Source organism: Burkholderia cepacia complex sp. TUM26381 (assembly GCF_057439935.1).
Window position 1 is genome coordinate 2,813,857 of sequence record NZ_CM172006.1, and the last position, 21,402, is coordinate 2,835,258.

Annotated in this window: 20 protein-coding genes; 9 read left to right on the forward strand and 11 right to left on the reverse strand. The window is 65.9% G+C overall.

All coding sequences use genetic code 11. The features are described 5' to 3' along the window. Position 1 precedes the first annotated feature (1 nt). The 5 genes from ACWMMN_RS13250 to ACWMMN_RS13270 form a co-directional block, all read right to left on the reverse strand. The gene (locus ACWMMN_RS13250) at positions 2–1,171 is read right to left on the reverse strand and encodes an ABC transporter permease subunit (protein WP_059233414.1); all 1,170 of its coding nucleotides are present in this window, start codon (positions 1,169–1,171) and stop codon (positions 2–4) included. Positions 1,172–1,189: 18 nt separating this feature from the next. Then, positions 1,190–2,140 carry a branched-chain amino acid ABC transporter permease gene (locus ACWMMN_RS13255; protein WP_006488946.1) on the reverse strand — a complete coding sequence of 317 codons (951 nt, stop codon included), beginning with the start codon at positions 2,138–2,140 and terminating at the stop codon, positions 1,190–1,192. A gap of 211 nt (positions 2,141–2,351) precedes the next feature. Then, positions 2,352–2,996: a hypothetical protein gene (locus ACWMMN_RS13260; RefSeq protein WP_059233413.1), complete on the reverse strand. Its 645-nt coding sequence runs from the start codon at positions 2,994–2,996 to the stop codon at positions 2,352–2,354. 270 nt (positions 2,997–3,266) lie between these two features. Then, on the reverse strand, positions 3,267–4,247 hold the full coding sequence (ispH, locus tag ACWMMN_RS13265) for a 4-hydroxy-3-methylbut-2-enyl diphosphate reductase (RefSeq protein ID WP_006488968.1): 981 nt from the start codon (positions 4,245–4,247) through the stop codon (positions 3,267–3,269). 2 nt (positions 4,248–4,249) lie between these two features. Next, positions 4,250–4,705 carry an FKBP-type peptidyl-prolyl cis-trans isomerase gene (locus ACWMMN_RS13270; protein WP_034208176.1) on the reverse strand — a complete coding sequence of 152 codons (456 nt, stop codon included), beginning with the start codon at positions 4,703–4,705 and terminating at the stop codon, positions 4,250–4,252. A 135-nt stretch (positions 4,706–4,840) separates the two neighbouring features. Between ACWMMN_RS13270 and radC the strand changes: the two genes are divergently transcribed. From radC to nadB, 4 genes are all read left to right on the forward strand, one after another. Continuing rightward, positions 4,841–5,584 carry a RadC family protein gene (gene radC / locus ACWMMN_RS13275; protein ID WP_059233412.1) on the forward strand — a complete coding sequence of 248 codons (744 nt, stop codon included), beginning with the start codon at positions 4,841–4,843 and terminating at the stop codon, positions 5,582–5,584. 237 nt (positions 5,585–5,821) lie between these two features. Continuing rightward, positions 5,822–6,055, forward strand: a complete 234-nt coding sequence (gene rpmB, locus ACWMMN_RS13280; RefSeq protein ID WP_004186391.1) for a 50S ribosomal protein L28 — start codon at positions 5,822–5,824, stop codon at positions 6,053–6,055. A 17-nt stretch (positions 6,056–6,072) separates the two neighbouring features. Further along, the gene (gene rpmG, locus ACWMMN_RS13285; protein ID WP_006478046.1) at positions 6,073–6,240 is read left to right on the forward strand and encodes a 50S ribosomal protein L33; all 168 of its coding nucleotides are present in this window, start codon (positions 6,073–6,075) and stop codon (positions 6,238–6,240) included. 160 nt (positions 6,241–6,400) lie between these two features. After that, complete coding sequence (gene nadB, locus ACWMMN_RS13290) at positions 6,401–7,987, forward strand: L-aspartate oxidase (protein WP_486422742.1); 1,587 nt, start codon at positions 6,401–6,403, stop codon at positions 7,985–7,987. Positions 7,988–8,084: 97 nt separating this feature from the next. Here the strand turns inward: nadB and nadC are convergent, their stop codons facing one another. The 6 genes from nadC to purN all read right to left on the reverse strand — a co-directional run bounded on the left by nadC (position 8,085) and on the right by purN (position 15,011). Continuing rightward, positions 8,085–8,966: a carboxylating nicotinate-nucleotide diphosphorylase gene (nadC, locus tag ACWMMN_RS13295; RefSeq protein WP_340624387.1), complete on the reverse strand. Its 882-nt coding sequence runs from the start codon at positions 8,964–8,966 to the stop codon at positions 8,085–8,087. Beyond that, the gene (gene nadA / locus ACWMMN_RS13300) at positions 8,963–10,099 is read right to left on the reverse strand and encodes a quinolinate synthase NadA (RefSeq protein WP_340624388.1); all 1,137 of its coding nucleotides are present in this window, start codon (positions 10,097–10,099) and stop codon (positions 8,963–8,965) included. The genes nadC and nadA overlap by 4 nt, the downstream gene beginning before the upstream one ends. A gap of 168 nt (positions 10,100–10,267) precedes the next feature. Further along, a complete protein-coding gene (locus ACWMMN_RS13305) occupies positions 10,268–11,464 on the reverse strand; it encodes a DesA family fatty acid desaturase (protein WP_059233409.1) in 1,197 nt (398 codons plus the stop codon). Between the two features lie 221 nt (positions 11,465–11,685). After that, complete coding sequence (locus ACWMMN_RS13310) at positions 11,686–13,068, reverse strand: mechanosensitive ion channel family protein (RefSeq protein WP_486422743.1); 1,383 nt, start codon at positions 13,066–13,068, stop codon at positions 11,686–11,688. Positions 13,069–13,086: 18 nt separating this feature from the next. Then, a complete protein-coding gene (locus ACWMMN_RS13315) occupies positions 13,087–14,352 on the reverse strand; it encodes an RsmB/NOP family class I SAM-dependent RNA methyltransferase (RefSeq protein ID WP_059233407.1) in 1,266 nt (421 codons plus the stop codon). Next, positions 14,349–15,011: a phosphoribosylglycinamide formyltransferase gene (purN, locus tag ACWMMN_RS13320; protein WP_059233406.1), complete on the reverse strand. Its 663-nt coding sequence runs from the start codon at positions 15,009–15,011 to the stop codon at positions 14,349–14,351. Before purN ends, ACWMMN_RS13315 begins: the two co-directional genes overlap by 4 nt. 122 nt (positions 15,012–15,133) lie before the next feature. Here purN and ACWMMN_RS13325 point away from each other — a divergent pair, with 122 nt between their 5' ends. The 5 genes from ACWMMN_RS13325 to dut all read left to right on the forward strand — a co-directional run bounded on the left by ACWMMN_RS13325 (position 15,134) and on the right by dut (position 21,350). Beyond that, entirely contained in the window at positions 15,134–16,126 is a 993-nt protein-coding gene (locus tag ACWMMN_RS13325; protein WP_059233405.1) for a bifunctional riboflavin kinase/FAD synthetase, read from the forward strand. Positions 16,127–16,228: 102 nt separating this feature from the next. Beyond that, positions 16,229–19,066, forward strand: a complete 2,838-nt coding sequence (ileS, locus tag ACWMMN_RS13330) for an isoleucine--tRNA ligase (RefSeq protein ID WP_486422744.1) — start codon at positions 16,229–16,231, stop codon at positions 19,064–19,066. A 2-nt stretch (positions 19,067–19,068) separates the two neighbouring features. Further along, complete coding sequence (gene lspA / locus ACWMMN_RS13335) at positions 19,069–19,569, forward strand: signal peptidase II (RefSeq protein WP_059233403.1); 501 nt, start codon at positions 19,069–19,071, stop codon at positions 19,567–19,569. Between the two features lie 67 nt (positions 19,570–19,636). Next, positions 19,637–20,848, forward strand: a complete 1,212-nt coding sequence (gene coaBC, locus ACWMMN_RS13340; RefSeq protein WP_059233402.1) for a bifunctional phosphopantothenoylcysteine decarboxylase/phosphopantothenate--cysteine ligase CoaBC — start codon at positions 19,637–19,639, stop codon at positions 20,846–20,848. Positions 20,849–20,903: 55 nt separating this feature from the next. Continuing rightward, the gene (dut, locus tag ACWMMN_RS13345) at positions 20,904–21,350 is read left to right on the forward strand and encodes a dUTP diphosphatase (RefSeq protein WP_059233401.1); all 447 of its coding nucleotides are present in this window, start codon (positions 20,904–20,906) and stop codon (positions 21,348–21,350) included. The last annotated feature ends 52 nt before the right edge of the window (positions 21,351–21,402 follow it).

A 21,402-nucleotide genomic window follows, 5' to 3' on the forward strand; every position in this document is an offset into this window, starting at 1 on the left:
ATTAAGCGCGCACCGGCTTCTTGCTGTTGCGCTTCGCGAGTTTCGCGATCTTGTCCTCATGCTTCGGCGCGGGCCACAGGCCTTCCGAGCGATACAGCATGATGACGACCATCGCGAGGCCGTACAGCGCCTGACGGATCACTTCCGTATCGACGATGTCGTGACCGAACAGCGCGTGCTGCAGCGGGCTCATCGTCGAGCGCAGGAATTCCGGGAAGATCGCGAGCAGCACCGCGCCCAGGATCACGCCCGGGATGTGGCCCATACCGCCCAGCACCACGCACGCCAGCACCACGATCGATTCCCAGAACGTGAACGATTCCGGCGACACGAAGCCCTGGAACGAACCGAACATCGCGCCCGACAGGCCGCCGAACGATGCGCCCATCGCGAACGCGAGCAGCTTCACGTTACGGGTGTTGATGCCCATCGCCTTCGCGGCGATTTCGTCCTCGCGGATGGCGGCCCATGCACGGCCGATACGCGAGTGCTGCAGGCGCGTACACACCCAGATCACCAGCAGCGAGCACAGCACGAACAGGTAGTAGTACATGTAGACCGACGGCAGCTGCAGGCCGAACAGCGAGTGCGTCTGCGACAGGTTGAAGCCGCCGACGTGCACCGGATCGATGCCCGTGATCCCCTTCGGGCCGTTGGTGATGTTCACCGGACGGTCGAGGTTGTTCATGAAGATCCGGACGATTTCACCGAAGCCGAGCGTCACGATCGCCAGGTAGTCGCCGCGCAGGCGCAGCGTCGGCGCGCCGAGCAGGATCCCGAAGGTCGCCGCCAGCGCCATCGCGATCGGCACGATGATCAGGAACGGCACGTGCAGGCCGTTCGGCGCGATCGCCGCGATCCATTCGAACTGCGAGGTCAGGTGCGGCGAGCTCAGCAAGGCCGCCGTGTAGGCGCCCACCGCGTAGAACGCGATGTAGCCCAGGTCGAGCAGGCCGGCGAAGCCGACCACGACGTTCAGGCCGAGCGCGAGCATCACGTACAGCATCGCGAAGTCGAGCACGCGGACCCAGTAGTTGCCGCCGGCCGAGCCGATGATGATCGGCGCGGCGATCACGAGGGCTGCGGTCAGGATGCCGATGACGACGGTCTTGGCGGTGTTGCGCTCCTCGACGAGCGACGTCGAGGATTCGATCGGTTGAATGGATGTCATGTTGTTTGCTCCCTTCCGTTACGCGCGATCCGCGACCCGTTCGCCCAGCAGGCCCGACGGACGGAACACCAGCACGATGATCAGCACGATGAATGCGAACACGTCCTGGTAGTTACTGCCGAACACGCCGCCCGTGAGGTTGCCGATGTAGCCGGCGCCGAGCTGCTCGATCAGGCCGAGCAGCACACCGCCGACCATCGCGCCGCCGAGGTTGCCGATCCCGCCGAGCACCGCAGCGGTGAACGCCTTCATGCCGGGAATGAAGCCCATGTAGAAGTGGACGTTGCCGTATTCGGACGCGATCATCACGCCGGCCAGCGCGGCGAGCGCGGAGCCGATCATGAACGTCGCGGAGATCACGAAGTTCGGGTTCACGCCCATCAGGCTGGCCGTATTCGGGCTTTCGGCGATCGCGCGCATCGCGCGGCCGAGCTTGGTCTTGTGCACGAGCAGCAGCAGGCCGCCCATCACGATGAACGCCACGGCGATGATCACGATTTCAGTGACCGAGATCACGGCGCCGGGCGTCGTGTCGGTGGCCTTGATCACGTTGATCGGGTCGGTCGGCAGCAATTGCGGGAACGGCAGCGGGTTGCGCGACCAGATGATCATCGCAGCCGTCTGCAGCAGGATCGACACGCCGATCGCGGTGATCAGCGGTGCGAGGCGCGGCGCGCGGCGCAGCGGCCGGTATGCGACGCGCTCGATCGTGAAGCCGACGAACGCACAGACGACCGCGGCGATGCCCAGGCCAATCGTCAGCGTCGCAACGTTGCCGAGTCCGGGAAAGTGGTTCTGCAGCACGGTGATGGCCGACAGGGCGACCATCGCGCCGATCATCAGCACGTCGCCATGCGCGAAGTTGATGATGCCGAGAATGCCGTACACCATCGTGTAGCCCAACGCGATGATGGCGTAGACACTGCCGAGCACCAGCCCGTTGAGAACCTGCTGGACGAAAATATCCATTTAAAGCTCCTTGGCCCGTGCTGCCGGAGGACGTTGCGCCCCGCGGGTAAGCGAGGAATCGCGCCTTCTCGGCGACACTGCGGGTACTAGTCGATACCGGTAAGGGTGGATCGTCCCGGCGCGCGCCGCCCGGCCTGTACGGCCGGACCTGCCGCCGGAGCGGATACAAAAACGGCACCGCACTGTTCCGGTGCCGTCATGAGTCCCGTCGCTAAATCGTCACGACATCGAGGACGGTGTTCGTGGCCTCCTTGAAGTCGTGGGGCAGCATGCCGAGACGGCCGTCTTCCGGTTTCCCGGCATCCGTGCCTTGGCCCGCCCGGCGCGACGCAAGCATCGCACCCGGACGGATCGGATTCCGCGCCGCGCCGCCCGGCAAGGCATTGCGGCAGTCGCGCCCGACTTTCGTCAGGACTGCATCGGAATCCATCGTACGAACCAGCCCGCGCGCCACGACACGCTCGGTCGTGGCAGCACGCTGTTTCGTCGAATCGAAATGAAGAGTGGACGGGGACCTCGGCACGCTGTCTGCAACGCCGCAAGCGTCCTGCATCCGTCGAGCGGCGGCTTGCCGCGGCGCAACCTGCATGCCTGCAGCCGAACCGATCGTCAGGTCAAGCGCGTTGATTTCCTCGATCGTCAAACGTGCCCCGTTTTCCTTGTCCTTGCCCAGTTGCGCGATACGGCGCGCCGATGACGCCGCACGCCCGGCTCCGGCGACGCGCACGCCGCTGGCCGGCGGTGCCGCGAACACCGCAGCCTCCCTGCCCGCCCCGTCGTCGCTCTTTTTGCTGCAGCCGGCAAGCATTGCAACCGGTGCGGCGACGGACATGGCGTAAGCCAACTTCACATGCATTGAATGGTCTCCCGCGCCTTGCCAAAACCCGATTTCAAAGCCATTCCGGCTTGAAAACGGGCGCATTGTAACTCCATTTATAGGACGCCAATAATCCTGATTCGATGGGGTTTTCCTGCATTGCAACCAATTTTGAGAGACGCTTAAGCGCGCGTGGAGCAACCGGGTTGCACCATGATCGAGAATTATGGTTGCGATTTCAATTTCGAGACGTAAAAAAAAGCGCGCCGGGAGGCGCGCTTTCGGTGTTCCGCGGATGCGATGCGGCAATCAGGCGGCAGGCGGCAGGTTCAACCCGCGCGGCAGCGGAAACGACACGTTTTCCTCGATGCCGTCGAGCGCGCGGACATTGCGCACGCCGAGTTCGCGCAGCCGCGCGATCACGGCCTGGGCGAGCACCTCGGGCGCCGACGCGCCGGCCGTCACGCCGATGCGGCGCTTGCCGGCAACCCATGCCGGATCGATCTGGTCGGGCGCATCGACCATGTACGCGGCCACGCCGCGCTTTTCGGCCACTTCGCGCAGCCGGCTCGAATTCGAGCTGTTCGGACTGCCGACGACGATCACGACATCGCACTGCGGCGCCATGAACTTCACCGCATCCTGGCGGTTCTGCGTCGCATAGCAGATGTCCTGCTTCTTCGGCTCGCGGATCTTCGGATATTTCGCCTTCAGCGCGCCGATGATCTCGGCGGCGTCGTCGACGGACAGCGTCGTCTGCGTGACGAGCGCGATGCGCTCGGGATCGGCGAGTTCGAGCTTCTGCACGTCCTCGACGCTCTCGACGAGGTGCATGCCGCGCTCGACCTGCCCCATCGTGCCTTCGACTTCGGGGTGGCCCTTGTGCCCGATCATGACGATGTCGACGCCGTCCTGGCGCATCTTCGCCACTTCGACGTGCACCTTCGTGACGAGCGGGCAGGTTGCGTCGTAAATGCGCAGCCCGCGCACGTCGGCTTCGTCGCGCACGGCCTTCGACACGCCGTGCGCGCTGAAGATCACGGTGTTGCCGGCCGGCACTTCCTCGAGTTCCTCGACGAAGATCGCGCCTTTCTTCTTCAGATCCTCGACCACGTACTTGTTGTGGACGATTTCGTGACGGACGTAGATCGGCGCACCGTGCATCGCGATCGCGCGCTCGACGATTTCGATCGCGCGGTCGACGCCCGCGCAGAAACCGCGCGGCTGGGCCAGCAGGATTTCGGCATCGGCGGCGACGGTCTGCCCGGACAGCGTATCGGTGGTGCTCATGATTACAGGATTCCGATGATTTTCACTTCGAACGTGAGCGCCTGGCCCGCGAGCGGATGATTGAAGTCGAACAGCGCGGAGGTTTCGCCGACTTCCTTCAGCACCCCCGCGTAGCGGCCGCCGTCCGGCGCGTTGAACTCGATCAGTTCGCCCGGCGTGAAATCGTCGCCGACCATCCCGTTCTCGCGCAGCGTCGACAGCGTCACGCGCTGGAGCATGTCGGGATTGCGGGGACCGAACCCCTGATCGGGGGCTAGCTGAAAAGTCGAGTGGTCGCCAACCCGGAGCCCGAGCAGAATCTGTTCCAGCGACGGCGCCAGTTGCCCCGCGCCCAGCAACAGCGTGGCCGGCTTGTCGGAGAAGGTGTTGACGATGTCGGCGCCGTCGGCCAGTGCCAAGCGGTAATGCAACGTGACGTGGGAACCGGGCTTCACTTCGGATAGATCGATGAGGCTCATGAATTACTCGTTCAGTCGGCGCCCGATACGGCCGAATGGCCCGGCGCAAAGCCAATATTGTAAGTCACCTGAGCGCGCAAGGCGGAAAGTGCGACGACGTTGCACACACCGCCCGCCGCCAATGGAGTTCCGACCATGCTGTCTCCCTGCCCCATCCTGCCGCCGGCCGATCCACCCGGTCGCGTCATCCCGATCCGCCGGCGCAAGCGCCGCCCGGCCAACTGGCGGCCCGAGCGGCCGCGCGAACGGTTGCTGGAACGCGGGCCTGCCGCGCTGACCGACGACGAACTGATCGCGCTGCTGCTCGGCACCGGCAAGCCCGGGCACGACGTATTCGTCACCGCCAGCGCACTGATCAAGCAGTTCGGAACGTTGCGCGGGCTGCTGGAAGCGAGCGCCGACGATTTCGAGGCGCACCCCGGCATCGGCCCCGCGCGCTCCGCGCGAATGGTCGCCGTCACCGAGATCGCGCGACGCATGCTGGAGGACAAGGCGCGAGAGCGGATGCAGATCGATTCGCCGGGCGCCGTCGAGGACTGTCTGCGGCTGAAGATCGGCACGCGCCCGCACGAGGTATTCGTCGCGGTATTCCTGGACGCCCGCAACCGCATGATCGACATGGAGGAAATCGCACGCGGCTCGCTGACGCGCATGGCCGTCTACCCGCGCGAGATCGTGCGCCGCGCGATGGCGCAGAACGCCGCGGCGCTGATCGTCGCACACAACCATCCGTCCGGTGCGGTACAGCCGAGCGCGGAAGACCGTCGCCTGACCCGCGTACTGAAAGACGCGCTCGAACTCGTCGATGTGAGGCTGCTCGACCACGTCGTCGTCGGCACCAGCGATACTTTTTCGTTCGCACGTGCCGGTTGGCTGTAGACTGTGCCGCGGCAGCCCACCCCAGGGCGCCGCAACGACGAAGCGAAATTAGGTTTGATTTTTCTGAACTTTTTCTGCTAGAATCGTCGTCTGTCTTTTTTCCAACCAGTTCTAGCCATCGAAGGGCCTTGTCTGTAAGGGCTACGGCGTTCTGAGTGCAGCCATGGATCACGTGGCGGTGCGATGGAACCTTCACCGGCGATCGAACCCCGAATTTAGCGTATTAGGAGTGCTCTCATGGCACGCGTATGCCAAGTAACTGGGAAAGCGCCGATGAGCGGCAACAACGTTTCCCACGCCAACAACAAGACGAAGCGCCGCTTCCTCCCGAACCTGCAAAACCGCCGGTTCTGGGTAGAGAGCGAAAACCGCTGGGTGCGCCTGCGCGTTTCGAACGCCGGCCTGCGCCTGATCGACAAGAACGGCATCGATTCCGTGCTCGCTGACCTGCGCGCACGCGGCGAAGCCTAAGCCCAAGGAGCACAATCATGGCAAAAGGCGCACGCGACAAGATCAAGCTCGAGTCCACCGCTGGCACGGGTCATTTCTACACGACCACGAAGAACAAGCGCAACATGCCGGAAAAGATGGCGATCAAGAAGTTCGATCCCGTCGTCCGCAAGCATGTGGAATACAAAGAAACCAAGATCAAGTAATCTCCGGTTTCTGCCAGCCTGACGGCGACCGAAAAGCCCCGCTCTTGCGGGGCTTTTTGTTTTGCGCGCACGCTCGAGCGCGACGCGGTATGCTCTCCCCTTTCCGCGGCCACGGCCGCCGGAACGCACAAGATCAAAAGCGTAACGATGGAGATGCAGCATGAAATTCGACGTGGCGATCGTCGGCAGCGGCCTGGCAGGGCTGTCGGTCGCACTCAATCTGGCCAGCACGCGACGCGTCGCGCTGATCGCGAAACGTTCGATGATGGAGGGGGCAAGCGATAACGCGCAAGGCGGCATCGCAGCCGTCCTCGACTCGGCGGACAGTATCGAGAACCATGTCGACGACACGCTGGTCGCCGGTGGCGGCCTGTGCGACGAAGGCGCGACGCGCTACATCGTCGAGCACGGCCGCGAAGCGATCGAATGGCTGATCTCGCAAGGCGTGCCGTTCACGAAGGACGACGCGGCCGAGCTCGGCTTTCACCTGACGCGCGAAGGCGGCCATAGTCACCGCCGGATCATCCACGCGGCCGACGCAACCGGCCATGCGGTGCTCGCGACGCTGTCGGAGCGCGCGCGCCAGCATCCGAACATCACGTTCTTCGAGAACCACCACGCAATCGACCTGATCACGTCGAACCGGCTCGGCCTGCCCGGCCGCCGCTGTCACGGCCTGTATGCGCTCGACGTCGACAACGATCGCACGATCACGATCGAGGCGCCGCACACCGTGCTCGCCACGGGCGGCGCCGGCAAGGTCTATCTGTATACGACGAATCCCGACACCGCGACCGGCGACGGCATCGCAATGGCGTGGCGCGCGGGCTGCCGCGTGTCGAACATGGAATTCATCCAGTTCCACCCGACCTGCCTGTTCCATCCGTATGCGAAATCGTTCCTGATTTCGGAGGCCGTGCGCGGCGAAGGCGGCTTGCTGAAGCTGCCCGACGGTACCCGCTTCATGCAGGCGCACGATCCGCGCGCCGAGCTCGCACCGCGCGACATCGTCGCGCGCGCGATCGACTTCGAGATCAAGAAGCGCGGGATCGACTGCGTGTACCTCGACATCAGCCACCAGCCGGAAGCGTTCCTGCGCGAACACTTCCCGACGATCCATGCGCGCTGCCTCGAATTCGGTATCGACATCGCGAAAGAGCCGATCCCCGTCGTGCCGGCCGCGCACTATACGTGCGGCGGCGTCGTCACCGATCTCGCCGGGCGCACCGATCTCGCGGGCCTGTATGCGGTCGGCGAAACATCGTACACGGGGCTGCACGGCGCGAACCGGCTGGCGAGCAACTCGCTGCTCGAATGTCTCGTGATCGGCCGCGCGGCAGCCGAGGCAATCGAGGCAGCCGGCTTCGATGCCGACACACCGTCCACGCTGCCCGCCTGGGACGAAAGCCGCGTATCGGATGCGGACGAAGAAGTCGTCGTCGCGCACAACTGGGACGAACTGCGCCGCCTGATGTGGAACTACGTCGGCATCGTGCGTACCGACAAACGTCTCGAACGCGCGAAGCATCGACTGTCGCTGCTGCGCGACGAAATCCACGAGTACTACGCGAACTTCCGCGTGACGCGCGACCTGCTCGAACTGCGCAATCTCGTCGACGTGGCGACGCTGATCGTGAAGAGCGCGCACTCGCGCCGCGAAAGCCGCGGGCTGCACTACAGCCGCGACTGGCCGCACACGTTGCCGAAGGCATTGCCGAGCGTGCTCACGCCGCGCGCGCGCCGCTGAACGCACACCCTTCCCGGCTGCGGTCGGGAGCGCACAAGAAAAAAGCCGCTGGCGTTTGCGCGCCAGCGGCTTTTTTGTCCGATCGGACGGCGTTCGGTCAGTCGACGATCCGCATCGAATAGTCCGTCGCGCGGACGTCCTTCGTCAGCGCGCCGATCGAGATGCGGTCGACACCCGTCTCCGCGAATGCGCGCACCGTATCGAAATTGACGCCGCCCGATACTTCGAGCACGGCCTTGCCATTCGCCACGCGCACCGCTTCACGCATCATGTCGAGCGTGAAGTTGTCGAGCAGCACCGACTGCGCACGATGTGCGAGCGCCGTGTCGAGCTGCGCGAGCGTTTCGACCTCGATCTGCACCGGCACGCCCGACTCGAGCGCGAATGCCGCCTCGAGCGCCTCGCCGACACCGCCCGCCGCCGCGATGTGGTTTTCCTTGATCAGGATGCCGTCGTACAGCGCCAGACGCTGGTTCTCGCCGCCGCCGACGCGGACCGCGTACTTCTGCGCGAGCCGCAGGCCCGGCAGCGTCTTGCGCGTATCGAGGATCTTCGCACGCGTGCCTTCGACGCGATCGACATAACGGCGTGTCGCGGTCGCAACACCCGACAGCAGCTGCAGGAAATTCAGCCCGTTGCGCTCGGCCGTCAGCAGCGCGCGCGCCGGCCCGTCGAGTTCGCAGACGGTCGAACCGGACGTCATCCGGTCGCCTTCGCGATAGTGCCATTGCACGGTGATCGACGGATCGATCCGGGCGATCACCGCCTCGAACCACGGCACGCCGCACAGCACGGCTTCTTCACGCACGATGATGCGTGCGCGGCGACGCCCGCCGGCCGGCACGAGCCGCCCGGTCTGGTCGCCGGCGCCGACATCTTCCGCGATCGCGTCGGCCACGTTGCGCGCGATCGCATCATCGAATGCCGCGCCGTATTGCTCGCGGACGATGCCGAACAGCGGGGAGACGGCGCTCGTCATGCCGCCCCCACGTTCGCAAACAGTTGCTGGTCGCGCTGCAGATCGCCGCTCGCCTGCACGCGCTTCTTGTGCGCAGCCGCGAATTCGAGCATCCGGTCGATCGGCAAACGCGCACGCTCGCCGATCGGGGGATCGACGAAGATCTCGTTGTGGCCGCGTTCGAGCACGTCGGCGAGGTTCGCGAGGCCGTTCATCGCCATCCACGGGCAGTGCGCGCAGCTCTTGCAGGTCGCGCTGTTGCCGGCCGTCGGCGCGGCGATGAAGGTCTTGCCGGGCGCGGCCAGCTGCATCTTGTGCAGAATGCCGAGATCGGTCGCGACGATGAAGTGCTTCGCGTCGAACTTGACGGCCGCATCGATCAGTTGCGTGGTCGAACCGACGACATCGGCTTGCGCGACGACGTTTTCCGGCGACTCGGGATGGACGAGCACTTTCGCGTCCGGATATTCGGCACGCAGCAGGTCGAGCTCGATGCCCTTGAACTCGTCGTGGACGAGGCACGAGCCCTGCCACAACAGCATGTCTGCGCCGGTTTTCTTCTGGATATAGCTGCCGAGATGGCGGTCCGGCGCCCAGATGATCTTTTCGCCGCGCGCGTGCAGGTCGGCCACGATCTCGAGGCCGATCGACGACGTGACCATCCAGTCCGCGCGCGCCTTCACGGCCGCGCTGGTGTTCGCGTAGACGACGACGGTACGGTCCGGATGGGCATCGCAGAACGCCGAGAATTCGTCGACCGGGCAGCCGAGGTCGAGCGAGCAGGTCGCGTCGAGGTCGGGCATCAGGATCCGCTTGTTCGGACTCAGGATCTTCGCGGTTTCGCCCATGAAGCGCACACCGGCGACGACCAGCGTCTGCGCGTCGTGATCGCGGCCGAAGCGAGCCATTTCGAGCGAATCGGCAACGCACCCGCCCGTTTCGTCGGCCAGTTCCTGCAGTTCGGCATCCACGTAGTAGTGGGCGACCAGCACGGCCTTTTCACGGACGAGCAGCGCCTTGATGCGCGCCTTCAGTGCAGCGCGCTCCTCGGCGGACGGCGCGTCGGGCACCTTGGCCCATGCCTGCCCCACGCCGCACACGGTCCCTGCTGCGACGGGCCGGTCGTACTCGACGGGTTTGATCGTCGATTGCATCTCCATATCTCCTGTCGGCCGAAGTTGGCGCTTCAGCGCCGGCCCCAGCCCCATCCTCTGGTCATACAAATTCCGCCCTGCCGACGCCCATCAAAAACCGGCAGCCCAAATGAAAAAACCCCGCCAACGCGGGGTTTGTGACGTCCTGAGATTCTAATCGATTTCGAATCAGGCGTAGCGGCGCAGGCGCGTCGCGAATTCCTGCAGCGCCTTGATGCCGCTTTGTTCTGCGCGATGGCACCAATCCTGCAATTGCGCGAGAAGCTGTTCGCGCGACGCGGTCGAACGATCCCAGATCGCGGCCAGATCCTGACGCAGCTGGAAATACGTGTGCAGCTTCTGGCTGTTCGCGAAGATTTCCGGCAGCAGCTTCTTCTGCGGCTCGTCGAGGCCGTCGGCATCCTTGTGGAACCACTTGCGCGCGCCGCGCATCAGCTGGTACTTCTCGCTCGAACCGAGTTCCTTCAGGTGCGCGAGCTCCTGGCGGTACGCACGCTTCACGGCCTTGCCGTAGCGCGCCATCACTTCGTAGCGGTTCGACAGCACGGCCTGCAGCGTTTCCTGGTCGAGCACCGTCTTCGGCTTGTTCAGGCGCGGCGTCGGCGCAACCTTCTTCACCTTCGCGAGACCGAACGCCGACATGATGCGGATGTACATCCAGCCGATGTCGAACTCGTACCACTTGTTCGACAGCTTGGCCGACGTCGCGAACGTGTGGTGGTTGTTGTGCAGCTCTTCACCGCCGATCACGATGCCCCACGGGAACAGGTTCGTGCTCGCGTCGGCCGAGTTGAAGTTGCGATAGCCCCAGAAGTGACCGAAGCCGTTGACGACGCCAGCCGCCCAGAACGGAATCCAGACCATCTGCACGGCCCACACGGTGAGGCCGAGCACGCCGAACAGCGCGACGTCGATCACCATCATCATGCTGATGCCGAGGATCGGGTACTTCGAATAGAGATTGCGCTCGAGCCAGTCGTTCGGCGTGCCGTGGCCGAACTTGCGCATCGTCTCTTCGTTCTTCGCTTCCGCGCGATACAGTTCCGCGCCTTCGAGGAACACCTTCCAGATGCCGCGCGTCTGCGGGCTGTGCGGATCTTCCTCGGTCTCGCACTTCGCATGGTGCTTGCGGTGAATCGCGGCCCATTGCCCCGTCAGCATGCCGGTCGTCATCCACAGCCACAGGCGGAAGAAGTGGCTCGCGATCGGATGCAGTTCCAGCGCGCGGTGCGCCTGGCAGCGATGCAGATAGACTGTCACGCCGATAATCGTGACGTGCGTGACGGCGAGCGCGAACAGCGCGACCTGCCACCACGAAAAATGCAGGAGCCCGTGGGAAAGAAAATCGAGCAGGGAATTCAACAAGGCAGTTACCTGTGATGAGAGCGACGCCGGCTCGCGCCAAGCGTCAGAAAAATGAAAGCATACCGCGTATAGACTTGAATTTTACTTCAACCGTTCCAAGTCTTTGTAAAAAATGAATATTTTCTTGCCCTGGCGCAACTGGCGCAGTCCACGGGCGGACTTGGAAAGGCCCGCGATCCGGTTCCGGCCGCGGGGTCAAACCATTTGACGGCCGGCGCGCGCTACGCAGCCGGTGTGCGCCCGTCCACCGCACCGTTCGCGGCCGCGGAATCGGGCCCGGCCGCCGCACCCGCGGCAGAAAAACCGTCCGGCAACCCGACCACCCGCACTTCCCGCTGCGGAAACGGAATCGAGATCCCGTGCTCGCTGAACAGGCGCCAGATGTTGCGGTTCACGCTCGAACGCACGCCCGACGTGCCTTTCGCGGAATCCTCGATCCAGAAGCCAAGCTCCAGGTCGATCCCGTCCGCGCCGAAACTCACCAGATACGGCGTCGGCGCGGGCTCCGCCAGCACGCGCGGCACGCCCTTCGCCGCGTCGGCAAGCAGCGCGAGCGCATGCTCGACGTCGCTCGTGTACGCCACCTGCACCGCGACCTTCGCATAACCGCGCGTCAGGTACGACGACTGGTTCTGCACGACGTCGGTGATCAGCTTCTCGTTCGGGATCAGCGTCTCGTTGCCGTCGAGGCCGCGCACGACCGTGTAGCGCGTGCGGATCTGCGTGACGACGCCCTGCAGCCCGCCGACGCTGATCGCGTCGCCGAGCCGCAGCGAGCGGTCGAGCAGGATGATGAAGCCCGACACGTAGTTGCTCGCGATCTTCTGCAGCCCGAAGCCGAGACCGACACCCACCGCGCCGCCGAACACGCCGAGCACCGTCACGTCGATGCCCACCAGCGACAGCCCGATCAGGATCGCCGCGAACACCAGCAGCGCGCGGCCGACCCGCGACAGCACGACCTTCAGGTTCGCGTCGAGCGTGCTCGCGCGCGTGAGGCGATCCTCGAGCACCGAGCCGAGCCACATCGCAACCATCAGCGTCACGCACACCCACAGCGCGCCGGAGATCACCGACAGCAGCGTGAGGTGCGCGTTCGCGACGCGGAACTGCACGCTGTTGAGCCAGCCGAGCACGTCGCGCTGGATGCCGAGCACCGTCAGCACCATCGCGGCCCACACGACGGTCGATACGATCTTCTCGACGATCGACAGCCACGCGTGCGTGTGGCCGTCGCGCGCGAACACACGCCGCGCGAAGAAGAACAGCACGTAGATCAGCCCGATACCGAACAACGGCACGAGCGCGAGCGACAGCAGCGACGTCGACATGAACGGGTCGAACGCGAGCTGCGCGCCACCGACGAACACACTGCCGAACAGCGGGAACAGCGCGCGCTTCAGGCTTTGCGCGCCCGCGCCGGGCGCGCGGCCGGCCGCGCGGCGACGCGCATCGATGCGGCCGTGCACGAAGCGCGCGACCAGCCATGCGAAACACAGCGCGCCGACGAGGATCGCCGCCTGCCAGATCATCACCGGCTGGTGGAAGTCACGAATGACCGATGCCAGCCGGTGCGACAGCAGGCGGCTCTGCAGATTGTCCATCGTCCGTCCGGGCCGTCGTTACTGCGCGGCGCGCCGTTCGAGCACCGCGGCGAAGAAGCCGTCGGTCGCGTGACGATGCGGCCACAGCGACAGGTAGTCACCCGTCTCGATCTCGATGCGCTGTTCGGCCAGCACCTGCTGCGCCGGCACCAGCACGAACTCGGGATGATCGGCCAGGAACTGTTCGACGATCCGCTCGTTCTCGGCGTCGAGCACGCTGCAGGTCGCGTAGACGAGCCGGCCACCCTTCTTCACGAGGCGCGCGGCGCTCGCGAGGATCGACGCCTGCTTCGGCGTCAGCTCGTCGATCGCCGTGCGCGTCTGGCGCCACTTCAGGTCCGGATTGCGGCGCAGCGTGCCGAGGCCGCTGCACGGCGCGTCCACCAGCACGCGGTCGATCTTGCCGGCGAGCCGCTTGATCTTCGCATCGTGCTCGCTGTCGATCAGCACCGGGTTCACGTTCGACAGCCCGCTGCGCGCGAGGCGCGGCTTCAGCTTCGCGAGGCGCTTCTCCGACACGTCGAACGCATAGAGGCGCCCGGTCGAGCGCATCATCGCGCCCAGCGCGAGCGTCTTGCCGCCCGCGCCCGCGCAGAAGTCGACGATCATCTCGCCGCGGCGCGGCGCAACGAGCGAGCACAGCAGCTGGCTGCCTTCGTCCTGCACCTCGATCTGGCCTTCCTCGAACAGCTTCAGGCGCGTCAACGCCGGCTTGCCGACGACACGCACGCCGAACGGCGCGAACGGCATCGCGCCCGCATCGATGCCGTTCGCACGCAGCGCGTCGATCACCTGGTCGCGGGTCGCCTTCTGCGCGTTGGCGCGCAGATCGAGCGGCGCCGGGTAGTTCAGCGCGGCGGCGAGCTGCGCGAGCTCCTCGGCATCGAAACGGGCCGACAGCGCCTGGTGGATCCAGTCTGGCAGGTTCGTGCGCACGCGCACCGGCAGGCTGGCCGGATCGATCTTCGACACGTGTTCGAGCCACGCGGACTCGACGTCGGACAGGAACGGCCTCAGCGCGTTGCGGCCGGCCGTCTGCATCAGGCCGAGCAGCGTGAGGCGCCGCGCGGGCGTACCGGTGCCGCTCTCGGCGAGATGCGAAAACTCCATCTTCCGGCGCAGCACCGCGAACACGGCCTCGGCAATCACGCCGCGCTCCGCATGCCCGAGCTTCGGGTGCGCGCGGAAGAACCGGCTCGTCGTCGCGTCGGCGGGGCCGGCGAACTTCAGCACCTCGGCCAGCAAAGTCTCGGTCTGGCCAATCAGGAATCCGTGCAGCTTCATACGCCCTCACTCGTTTCGGTATGCGGTTGATCCGCGAAAATCCAGCGCGCTTCTTCCGGCGCGACCACTGCACGGCCGTTCTCGAGGCGCAGACGCCCGTCGACGAACCAGCGCACCGCGCGCGGATACAGCACATGTTCGACCGCCAGCACGCGCTGCGCGAGCGCGGCCGCGTCGTCGCCCGCGCGCACGGGCACCGCGCCCTGCGCGACGATCGCGCCGCTGTCGAGCTCGGGAATGACGAAATGCACGCTTGCGCCATGCAGCGCGACGCCCGCGTCGAGCGCCTGCTGATGCGTATGGATGCCCTTGAAGCTCGGCAGCAGCGACGGATGGATGTTCAGCAGCCGGCCCTCATATCGTCTGACGAATGCGGGCGTCAGGATGCGCATGAAGCCGGCGAGCACGACGAGATCGGGGGCGAAACGGTCGATCTCGGCGGCGAGCGCCGCGTCGAAGCTGTCGCGGCCGTCGAACGACCGGTGGTCGACCACCGCCGTCGCCACCCCGTGCGACGCGGCAAAGGCCAGCCCGGCCGCATCGGGCCGGTTGGCGATCACGGCGGCAATCTCGGCCGGCCAGCGTTCCTGCGCGCACGCGCGGACGATGGCCTCCATGTTGCTGCCGCGACCGGAAATCAGGATCACGAGTTTTTTCATCCGCGAATTTTACCATTCGCCCCCGCGTTTCCCGCCTTCTCGGCCGCCGGCCCGTCCGAACGTTTATAATCTTCTGCTTTGCGGCATCCCACCGCCCATTCCCCGACGCTGCATCCGCTATCGTGAAAGTCTTCCGCGGCCTGCCCAACGCCGAGAGCCGCGCCCCGTGCGCGCTGACGATCGGCAACTTCGACGGTGTCCATCGCGGCCACCAGGCCCTGCTCGCGCGCGTGCGCGCGGCAGCGGACGCGCGTGGCCTGCCCGTGTGCGTGATGACGTTCGAGCCGCACCCGCGCGAATTCTTCAACCCGGCCGGTGCGCCGCCGCGCATCGCGATGCTGCGCGACAAGCTCGAGGCGCTGCGCGATCACGGTGTCGACCGCGTCGTCGTCGAGCACTTCAACCATACGTTCGCGAGCCAGTCGCCGCAGGCGTTCGTCGAGCGCACGCTGGTGAACGGGCTGCATACGCGCTGGATGATGGTCGGCGACGATTTCTGCTACGGCGCGAAGCGCGCGGGCACGTTCGACACGCTGAAGGCGGCCGGCGAGCAGCACGGTTTCGAAGTCGAACAGATGGGCACGGTGGCCGGCAGCGACGGCACGCGCATCTCCAGCTCCGGCGTGCGCGCCGCGCTCGCGGCCGGCGATCTCGACGCGGCCGCGCAGGCGCTCGGCCACGGCTATGCGATCAGCGGCCACGTCGCACACGGGCTGAAGCTCGGCCGCGACCTCGGCTTCCCGACGCTGAACCTGCCGATCGCGCACAAACGGCCGGCGCTCGCGGGCATCTTCGTCGTGCAGGTGCACGGCCTCGGCCCCGAGCCGCTGCCGGGCGTCGCGAGCCTCGGCCTGCGCCCGACCGTCGACGATTCGGGCCGCGTGCTGCTCGAAGTCCACCTGCTCGACTGGCATGGCGATGCGTACGGCAAGCTCATCCGCGTCGAATTCCTGAAGAAGCTGCGCGACGAGGCGAAATTCGACGATCTCGAGGCGCTGTCGCGCGCGATCGCACTGGACGTCGCGAATGCGCGCGCATATTTCATCGAGCGCGACCGTGCGCCGGGCAGCCGCGCCACGGGCTTCTCGACGTCGGCCACCGACCGAATTAGCTGATCCGGACGGCGGCGCCTGGCGCCGCACCCTCGCGCCGCCCACTCGCGCGCATCCCCGATTCACGACGCCCGAGCGTCTCCCGATTTAGATAGCGATCCCATCATGAGCAACAAGAAAGCCGATTCGAAACCGCAGGCCAAGTATCCGGTCAACCTGCTCGACACGCCGTTCCCGATGCGCGGCGACCTGCCCAAGCGCGAGCCGCAGTGGGTCAAGGAATGGGAAGAGCGCGGCCTCTACGAGAAGATTCGCGAGGCCAGCAAGGGCCGGCCGAAGTTCATCCTGCACGACGGCCCGCCGTATGCGAACGGTGACATCCACCTCGGCCACGCGGTCAACAAGATCCTGAAGGACATCGTCGTCAAGTCGCGCAACATGGCCGGCTTCGACGCGCCGTACGTGCCGGGCTGGGATTGCCACGGGATGCCGATCGAAATCCAGATCGAGAAGCAGTTCGGCAAGTCGCTGCCGGCGGCCGAAGTGATGAGCAAGGCGCGTGCCTACGCGACCGAGCAGATCGAGAAGCAGAAGGTCGGCTTCAAGCGCCTCGGCGTGCTCGGCGACTGGGGCAACCCGTACAAGACGATGAACTTCGTGAACGAGGCGGAAGAGATCCGCGCGCTCGGCAAGATCATCGAGAAGGGCTACGTGTACCGCGGGCTGAAGCCGGTGAACTGGTGCTTCGATTGCGGCTCGGCGCTCGCCGAAGCGGAAGTCGAGTACAAGGACCGCACCGATCCGACGATCGACGTGATGTTCGCGTTCGCGGAACCGGAAAAAACCGCGCAGGCGTTCGGCCTGCCGGCGCTGCCGCGTGCCGAAGGCGGCATCGTGATCTGGACCACCACGCCGTGGACGATCCCGGCCAACCAGGCGCTGAACCTCCATCCGGAAATCGTCTACGCGCTGGTCGACACCGAGCGCGGGCTGCTGATCATCGCGGAAGAGCGCGTCGAAGCATGCATGACCGACTTCAAGCTGACGGGCCGCGTCGTCGCGACCGCGCCGGGCGTGAAGCTCGCGAACCTGCGCTTCCACCACCCGCTCGCATCGGCCCACCCCGGCTACAAGCGTACCGCGCCCGTCTACCTCGGCGACTACGTGACGACCGACACGGGTACCGGCGTCGTGCACTCGTCGCCCGCATACGGTATCGAAGACTTCATGTCGTGCAAGGCGCACGGGATGACCGATTCGGACTTCATCAACCCGGTGATGGGCGACGGCCGCTATATCGAATCGCTGCCGCTGTTCGGCGGCCTGTCGATCTGGGATGCAAACCCGAAGATCGTCGACGCGCTGAATGCCGCCGGCTCGCTGCTGCGCAGCGAGAAGTACACGCACAGCTACATGCACTGCTGGCGCCACAAGACGCCGATCATCTACCGCGCGACGTCGCAGTGGTTCGCGGGCATGGATGTCACGCCGCGCGACGGCAGCAAGACGCTGCGCGAAACGGCGCTCGAAGGCGTCGACGCGACCGCGTTCTACCCGTCGTGGGGCAAGCAGCGCCTGTTCAGCATGATCGCGAACCGTCCCGACTGGACGCTGTCGCGCCAGCGCCAGTGGGGCGTGCCGATGGCATTCTTCGTGCACAAGGAAACCGGCGAGCTGCACCCGCGCACGCTCGAGCTGCTCGAGGAAGTCGCGAAGCGCGTCGAGCAGTCGGGCATCGAGGCATGGCAGTCGCTCGACCCGCGCGAGCTGATCGGCGACGACGCGAACCTGTACGAAAAGAACCGCGACACGCTCGACGTGTGGTTCGACTCGGGCACGACGCACTGGCACGTGCTGCGCGGCTCGCACAAGGATCAGCTGCAATTCCCGGCCGACCTGTACCTCGAAGGCTCGGACCAGCATCGCGGCTGGTTCCACTCGTCGCTGCTGACCGCGTCGATGATCGACGGCCGCGCGCCGTACAAGGGCCTGCTCACGCATGGCTTCACGGTCGACGGCGAAGGTCGCAAGATGAGCAAGTCGCTCGGCAACGGCATCGATCCGCATGAAGTCGCGAACCGCCTCGGCGCGGAAATCATCCGTCTGTGGATCGCATCGACCGACTACTCGGGCGAGCTCGCGATCTCCGAGGAAATCCTGAAGCGCGTGACCGAAGGCTATCGCCGCATCCGCAACACGCTGCGCTTCCTGCTCGCGAACCTGTCGGACTTCGACTTCGCGCAGCACGCGGTGCCGGTCGAAGAATGGCTCGAGATCGACCGCTATGCGGTCGCGTTCTCGCAGCAGCTGCAGACGGAACTGCTCGGCCACTACGAGAAGTACGAATTCCACCCGGTCGTCGCGAAGCTGCAGACGTACTGCTCGGAAGATCTCGGCGGCTTCTACCTCGACGTGCTGAAGGACCGCCTGTACACGAGCGCGGCCGATTCGCGCGCGCGCCGCTCCGCACAAACCGCGCTGTACCACCTGACGCACGGCCTGCTGCGCGTGCTCGCGCCGTTCCTGTCGTTCACGGCGGAAGAAGCGTGGAAGGTGTTCCAGCCGGCCAGCGACACGATCTTCACGGAAACCTACTACGCGTATCCGGACGTTGCCGGCTCGACCGCGCTGATCGAGAAGTGGGCGCTGCTGCGCGATGTGCGCGGCAACGTGACGAAGGCACTCGAGGAAGCACGCACCGCGAACCGCATCGGTTCGTCGCTGCAGGCTGAAGTCACCGTGCACGCGAGCGGCGCGCGCTACAACGCGCTCACGAGCCTCGGCGACGACCTGAAGTTCGTGCTGATCACGTCGGCCGCGACGGTCGTCAAGGTCGACGACGAAGCGCAGGAAAGCGTCGACGTGGCCGCCTCGAAGTACCAGAAGTGCGAACGCTGCTGGCACTACCGCGACGATGTCGGCACGCACGCCGATCATCCGACGCTGTGCGGCCGCTGCTTCTCCAACCTGTTCGAAAACGGCGAAATCCGGAGCGCTGCTTAACTATGGCGAAAACCCTGTCGAAACCGGCCAGCGGCGCGCTTGCGCCCTGGCTCGGCATTTCGCTGATCGTGATCCTGTTCGACCAGCTGTCGAAGATCTCGATCCTGAAGACGTTCGCGTACGGCGCGCAGCACGAGCTGACGTCGTTCTTCAACCTCGTGCTGGTGTACAACCGCGGCGCCGCGTTCGGCTTCCTGTCGACCGCCGGCGGCTGGCAGCGCTGGGCGTTCACCGCGCTCGGCATCGCCGCCACGCTCGTGATCTGCTTCCTGCTGAAGCGCCACGGCCAGCAGCGGCTGTTCAGCCTGTCGCTCGCGATGATCCTCGGCGGCGCGCTCGGCAACGTGATCGACCGGCTCGTCTACGGTCACGTGATCGACTTCCTCGATTTCCACCTCGGCGCCTGGCACTTCCCGGCGTTCAACCTCGCCGATTCCGCAATCACGGTCGGTGCGGTGCTGCTGATCTACGACGAACTGCGCCGCGTGCGCGGCTCGCGCTAAGCGCGCATACTCGGCGTCGACGGCCGGCTTCGCGCCGGCCGTTCCGTTTGACCCTTGGAGGCCTGAGTTGGCACACGCAGAACTCGCAGGAAAACACCTCGTTCTCGGCCTGACGGGCGGCATCGCCTGCTACAAGATCGCCGAGCTCACGCGGCTGCTCGTGAAGGCCGGCGCGACCGTGCAGGTCGCGATGACCGAAGCCGCCACCCAGTTCATCACGCCCGTCACGATGCAGGCGCTGTCGGGCCGGCCCGTCTACACGAGCCAGTGGGACGCGCGCATCGACAACAACATGGCGCACATCGACCTGTCGCGCGAAGCCGACGCGATCGTGATCGCGCCCGCGTCGACGGATTTCCTCGCGAAGCTTGCGCACGGGTTCGCCGACGATCTGCTGTCGACGCTGTGCGTCGCACGCGACTGTCCGCTGCTCGTCGTCCCCGCAATGAACCGCCAGATGTGGCAGAACCCGGCCACGCAGCGCAACGCCGCGCAACTGCGCGCAGATGGTGTATCCGTGCTCGGCCCGGATTCGGGCGCGCAGGCGTGCGGCGAAGTCGGCGACGGCCGCATGCTCGAGCCCGAGGCGATCTATGAAGCGATCGTCGCACACTTCGCGCCGAAGGTGCTCGCGCACCGGCGCGTGCTGATCACGGCCGGGCCGACGTTCGAACCGCTCGACCCCGTGCGCGGCCTCACGAACCGTTCCAGCGGCAAGATGGGCTTCGCGCTCGCGCGCGCCGCGCAACAGGCCGGCGCCGACGTGCATCTCGTCGCGGGGCCGGTCGCGCTCGACACGCCGTGGGGTGTCTATCGACAGGACGTGCAGACCGCGCAGCAGATGTACGACGCGGTGATGCATGCGATCAACGATGCCGACATCTTCATCGCGGTGGCCGCGGTCGCCGACTGGCGCGTCGACCAGCCGGCCGAGCACAAGATGAAGAAGACGGCCGACCGCAAGATGCCGACGCTCGCATTCGTCGAGAACCCTGACATCCTCGCATCGGTCGCGGCGCTGCCCGACCCACCGTTCTGCGTCGGTTTCGCGGCCGAAAGCGGCGACCTCGACGTGCACGGCGACGAGAAGCGCAAGCGCAAGAACGTGCCGCTGCTCGTCGGCAACCTCGGCCCGCTGACGTTCGGCCGCGACGACAACGAAGTCGTGCTGTTCGAAGCAGCCGGCCTCACGCGCCTGCCGCGCGCCCCGAAGGACGAACTCGCGCATGCGCTCGTCGCGGAAATCGCGAAGCGCCTGCCCGACAACCGCCTGATCTGATCACCCGCGCGGCGGCGCTTGCCGCCGCGCCCTTCCCGACCGATTCGACGACCGCATGAAACTCGACCTGAAGATTCTCGACGCGCGCATGCGCGACTACCTGCCCGCCTACGCGACCACCGGCAGCGCGGGCCTCGACCTGCGCGCGTGCCTCGACGCACCGGTCACGCTGCAGCCGGGCGAAACGACGCTGGTGCCGACGGGCCTCGCGATCCACCTCGCCGATCCCGGCTATGCGGCGCTGATCCTGCCGCGCTCGGGCCTCGGCCACAAGCACGGGATCGTGCTCGGCAACCTCGTCGGCCTGATCGACTCCGACTACCAGGGCCAGCTGATGGTCTCGACGTGGAACCGCGGCCAGACCGCGTTCGTGCTGAACCCGTTCGAGCGGCTCGCGCAGCTCGTGATCGTGCCGGTCGTGCAGGCGCAGTTCAACATCGTCGCCGATTTCGCCGAGAGCGATCGCGGCGAAGGCGGCTTCGGCAGCACCGGCCGCCACTGAGCGGCACCGCAACCAAAAAGGGGCCTCTCGGCCCCTTTTTCTTTTCCGTTCA

Excerpts from the sequence above, each read along its gene's own strand:
- ACWMMN_RS13250 (WP_059233414.1), bottom strand. The coding sequence starts at position 1,171 with ATGACATCCATTCAACCGATCGAATCCTCGACGTCGCTCGTCGAGGAG.
- ACWMMN_RS13255 (WP_006488946.1), bottom strand. The coding sequence starts at position 2,140 with ATGGATATTTTCGTCCAGCAGGTTCTCAACGGGCTGGTGCTCGGCAGT.
- ACWMMN_RS13260 (WP_059233413.1), bottom strand. The coding sequence starts at position 2,996 with ATGCATGTGAAGTTGGCTTACGCCATGTCCGTCGCCGCACCGGTTGCA.
- ispH (WP_006488968.1), bottom strand. The coding sequence starts at position 4,247 with ATGAGCACCACCGATACGCTGTCCGGGCAGACCGTCGCCGCCGATGCC.
- ACWMMN_RS13270 (WP_034208176.1), bottom strand. The coding sequence starts at position 4,705 with ATGAGCCTCATCGATCTATCCGAAGTGAAGCCCGGTTCCCACGTCACG.
- radC (WP_059233412.1), top strand. The coding sequence starts at position 4,841 with ATGCTGTCTCCCTGCCCCATCCTGCCGCCGGCCGATCCACCCGGTCGC.
- rpmB (WP_004186391.1), top strand. The coding sequence starts at position 5,822 with ATGGCACGCGTATGCCAAGTAACTGGGAAAGCGCCGATGAGCGGCAAC.
- rpmG (WP_006478046.1), top strand. The coding sequence starts at position 6,073 with ATGGCAAAAGGCGCACGCGACAAGATCAAGCTCGAGTCCACCGCTGGC.
- nadB (WP_486422742.1), top strand. The coding sequence starts at position 6,401 with ATGAAATTCGACGTGGCGATCGTCGGCAGCGGCCTGGCAGGGCTGTCG.
- nadC (WP_340624387.1), bottom strand. The coding sequence starts at position 8,966 with ATGACGAGCGCCGTCTCCCCGCTGTTCGGCATCGTCCGCGAGCAATAC.
- nadA (WP_340624388.1), bottom strand. The coding sequence starts at position 10,099 with ATGCAATCGACGATCAAACCCGTCGAGTACGACCGGCCCGTCGCAGCA.
- ACWMMN_RS13310 (WP_486422743.1), bottom strand. The coding sequence starts at position 13,068 with ATGGACAATCTGCAGAGCCGCCTGCTGTCGCACCGGCTGGCATCGGTC.
- ACWMMN_RS13315 (WP_059233407.1), bottom strand. The coding sequence starts at position 14,352 with ATGAAGCTGCACGGATTCCTGATTGGCCAGACCGAGACTTTGCTGGCC.
- purN (WP_059233406.1), bottom strand. The coding sequence starts at position 15,011 with ATGAAAAAACTCGTGATCCTGATTTCCGGTCGCGGCAGCAACATGGAG.
- ileS (WP_486422744.1), top strand. The coding sequence starts at position 16,229 with ATGAGCAACAAGAAAGCCGATTCGAAACCGCAGGCCAAGTATCCGGTC.
- lspA (WP_059233403.1), top strand. The coding sequence starts at position 19,069 with ATGGCGAAAACCCTGTCGAAACCGGCCAGCGGCGCGCTTGCGCCCTGG.
- dut (WP_059233401.1), top strand. The coding sequence starts at position 20,904 with ATGAAACTCGACCTGAAGATTCTCGACGCGCGCATGCGCGACTACCTG.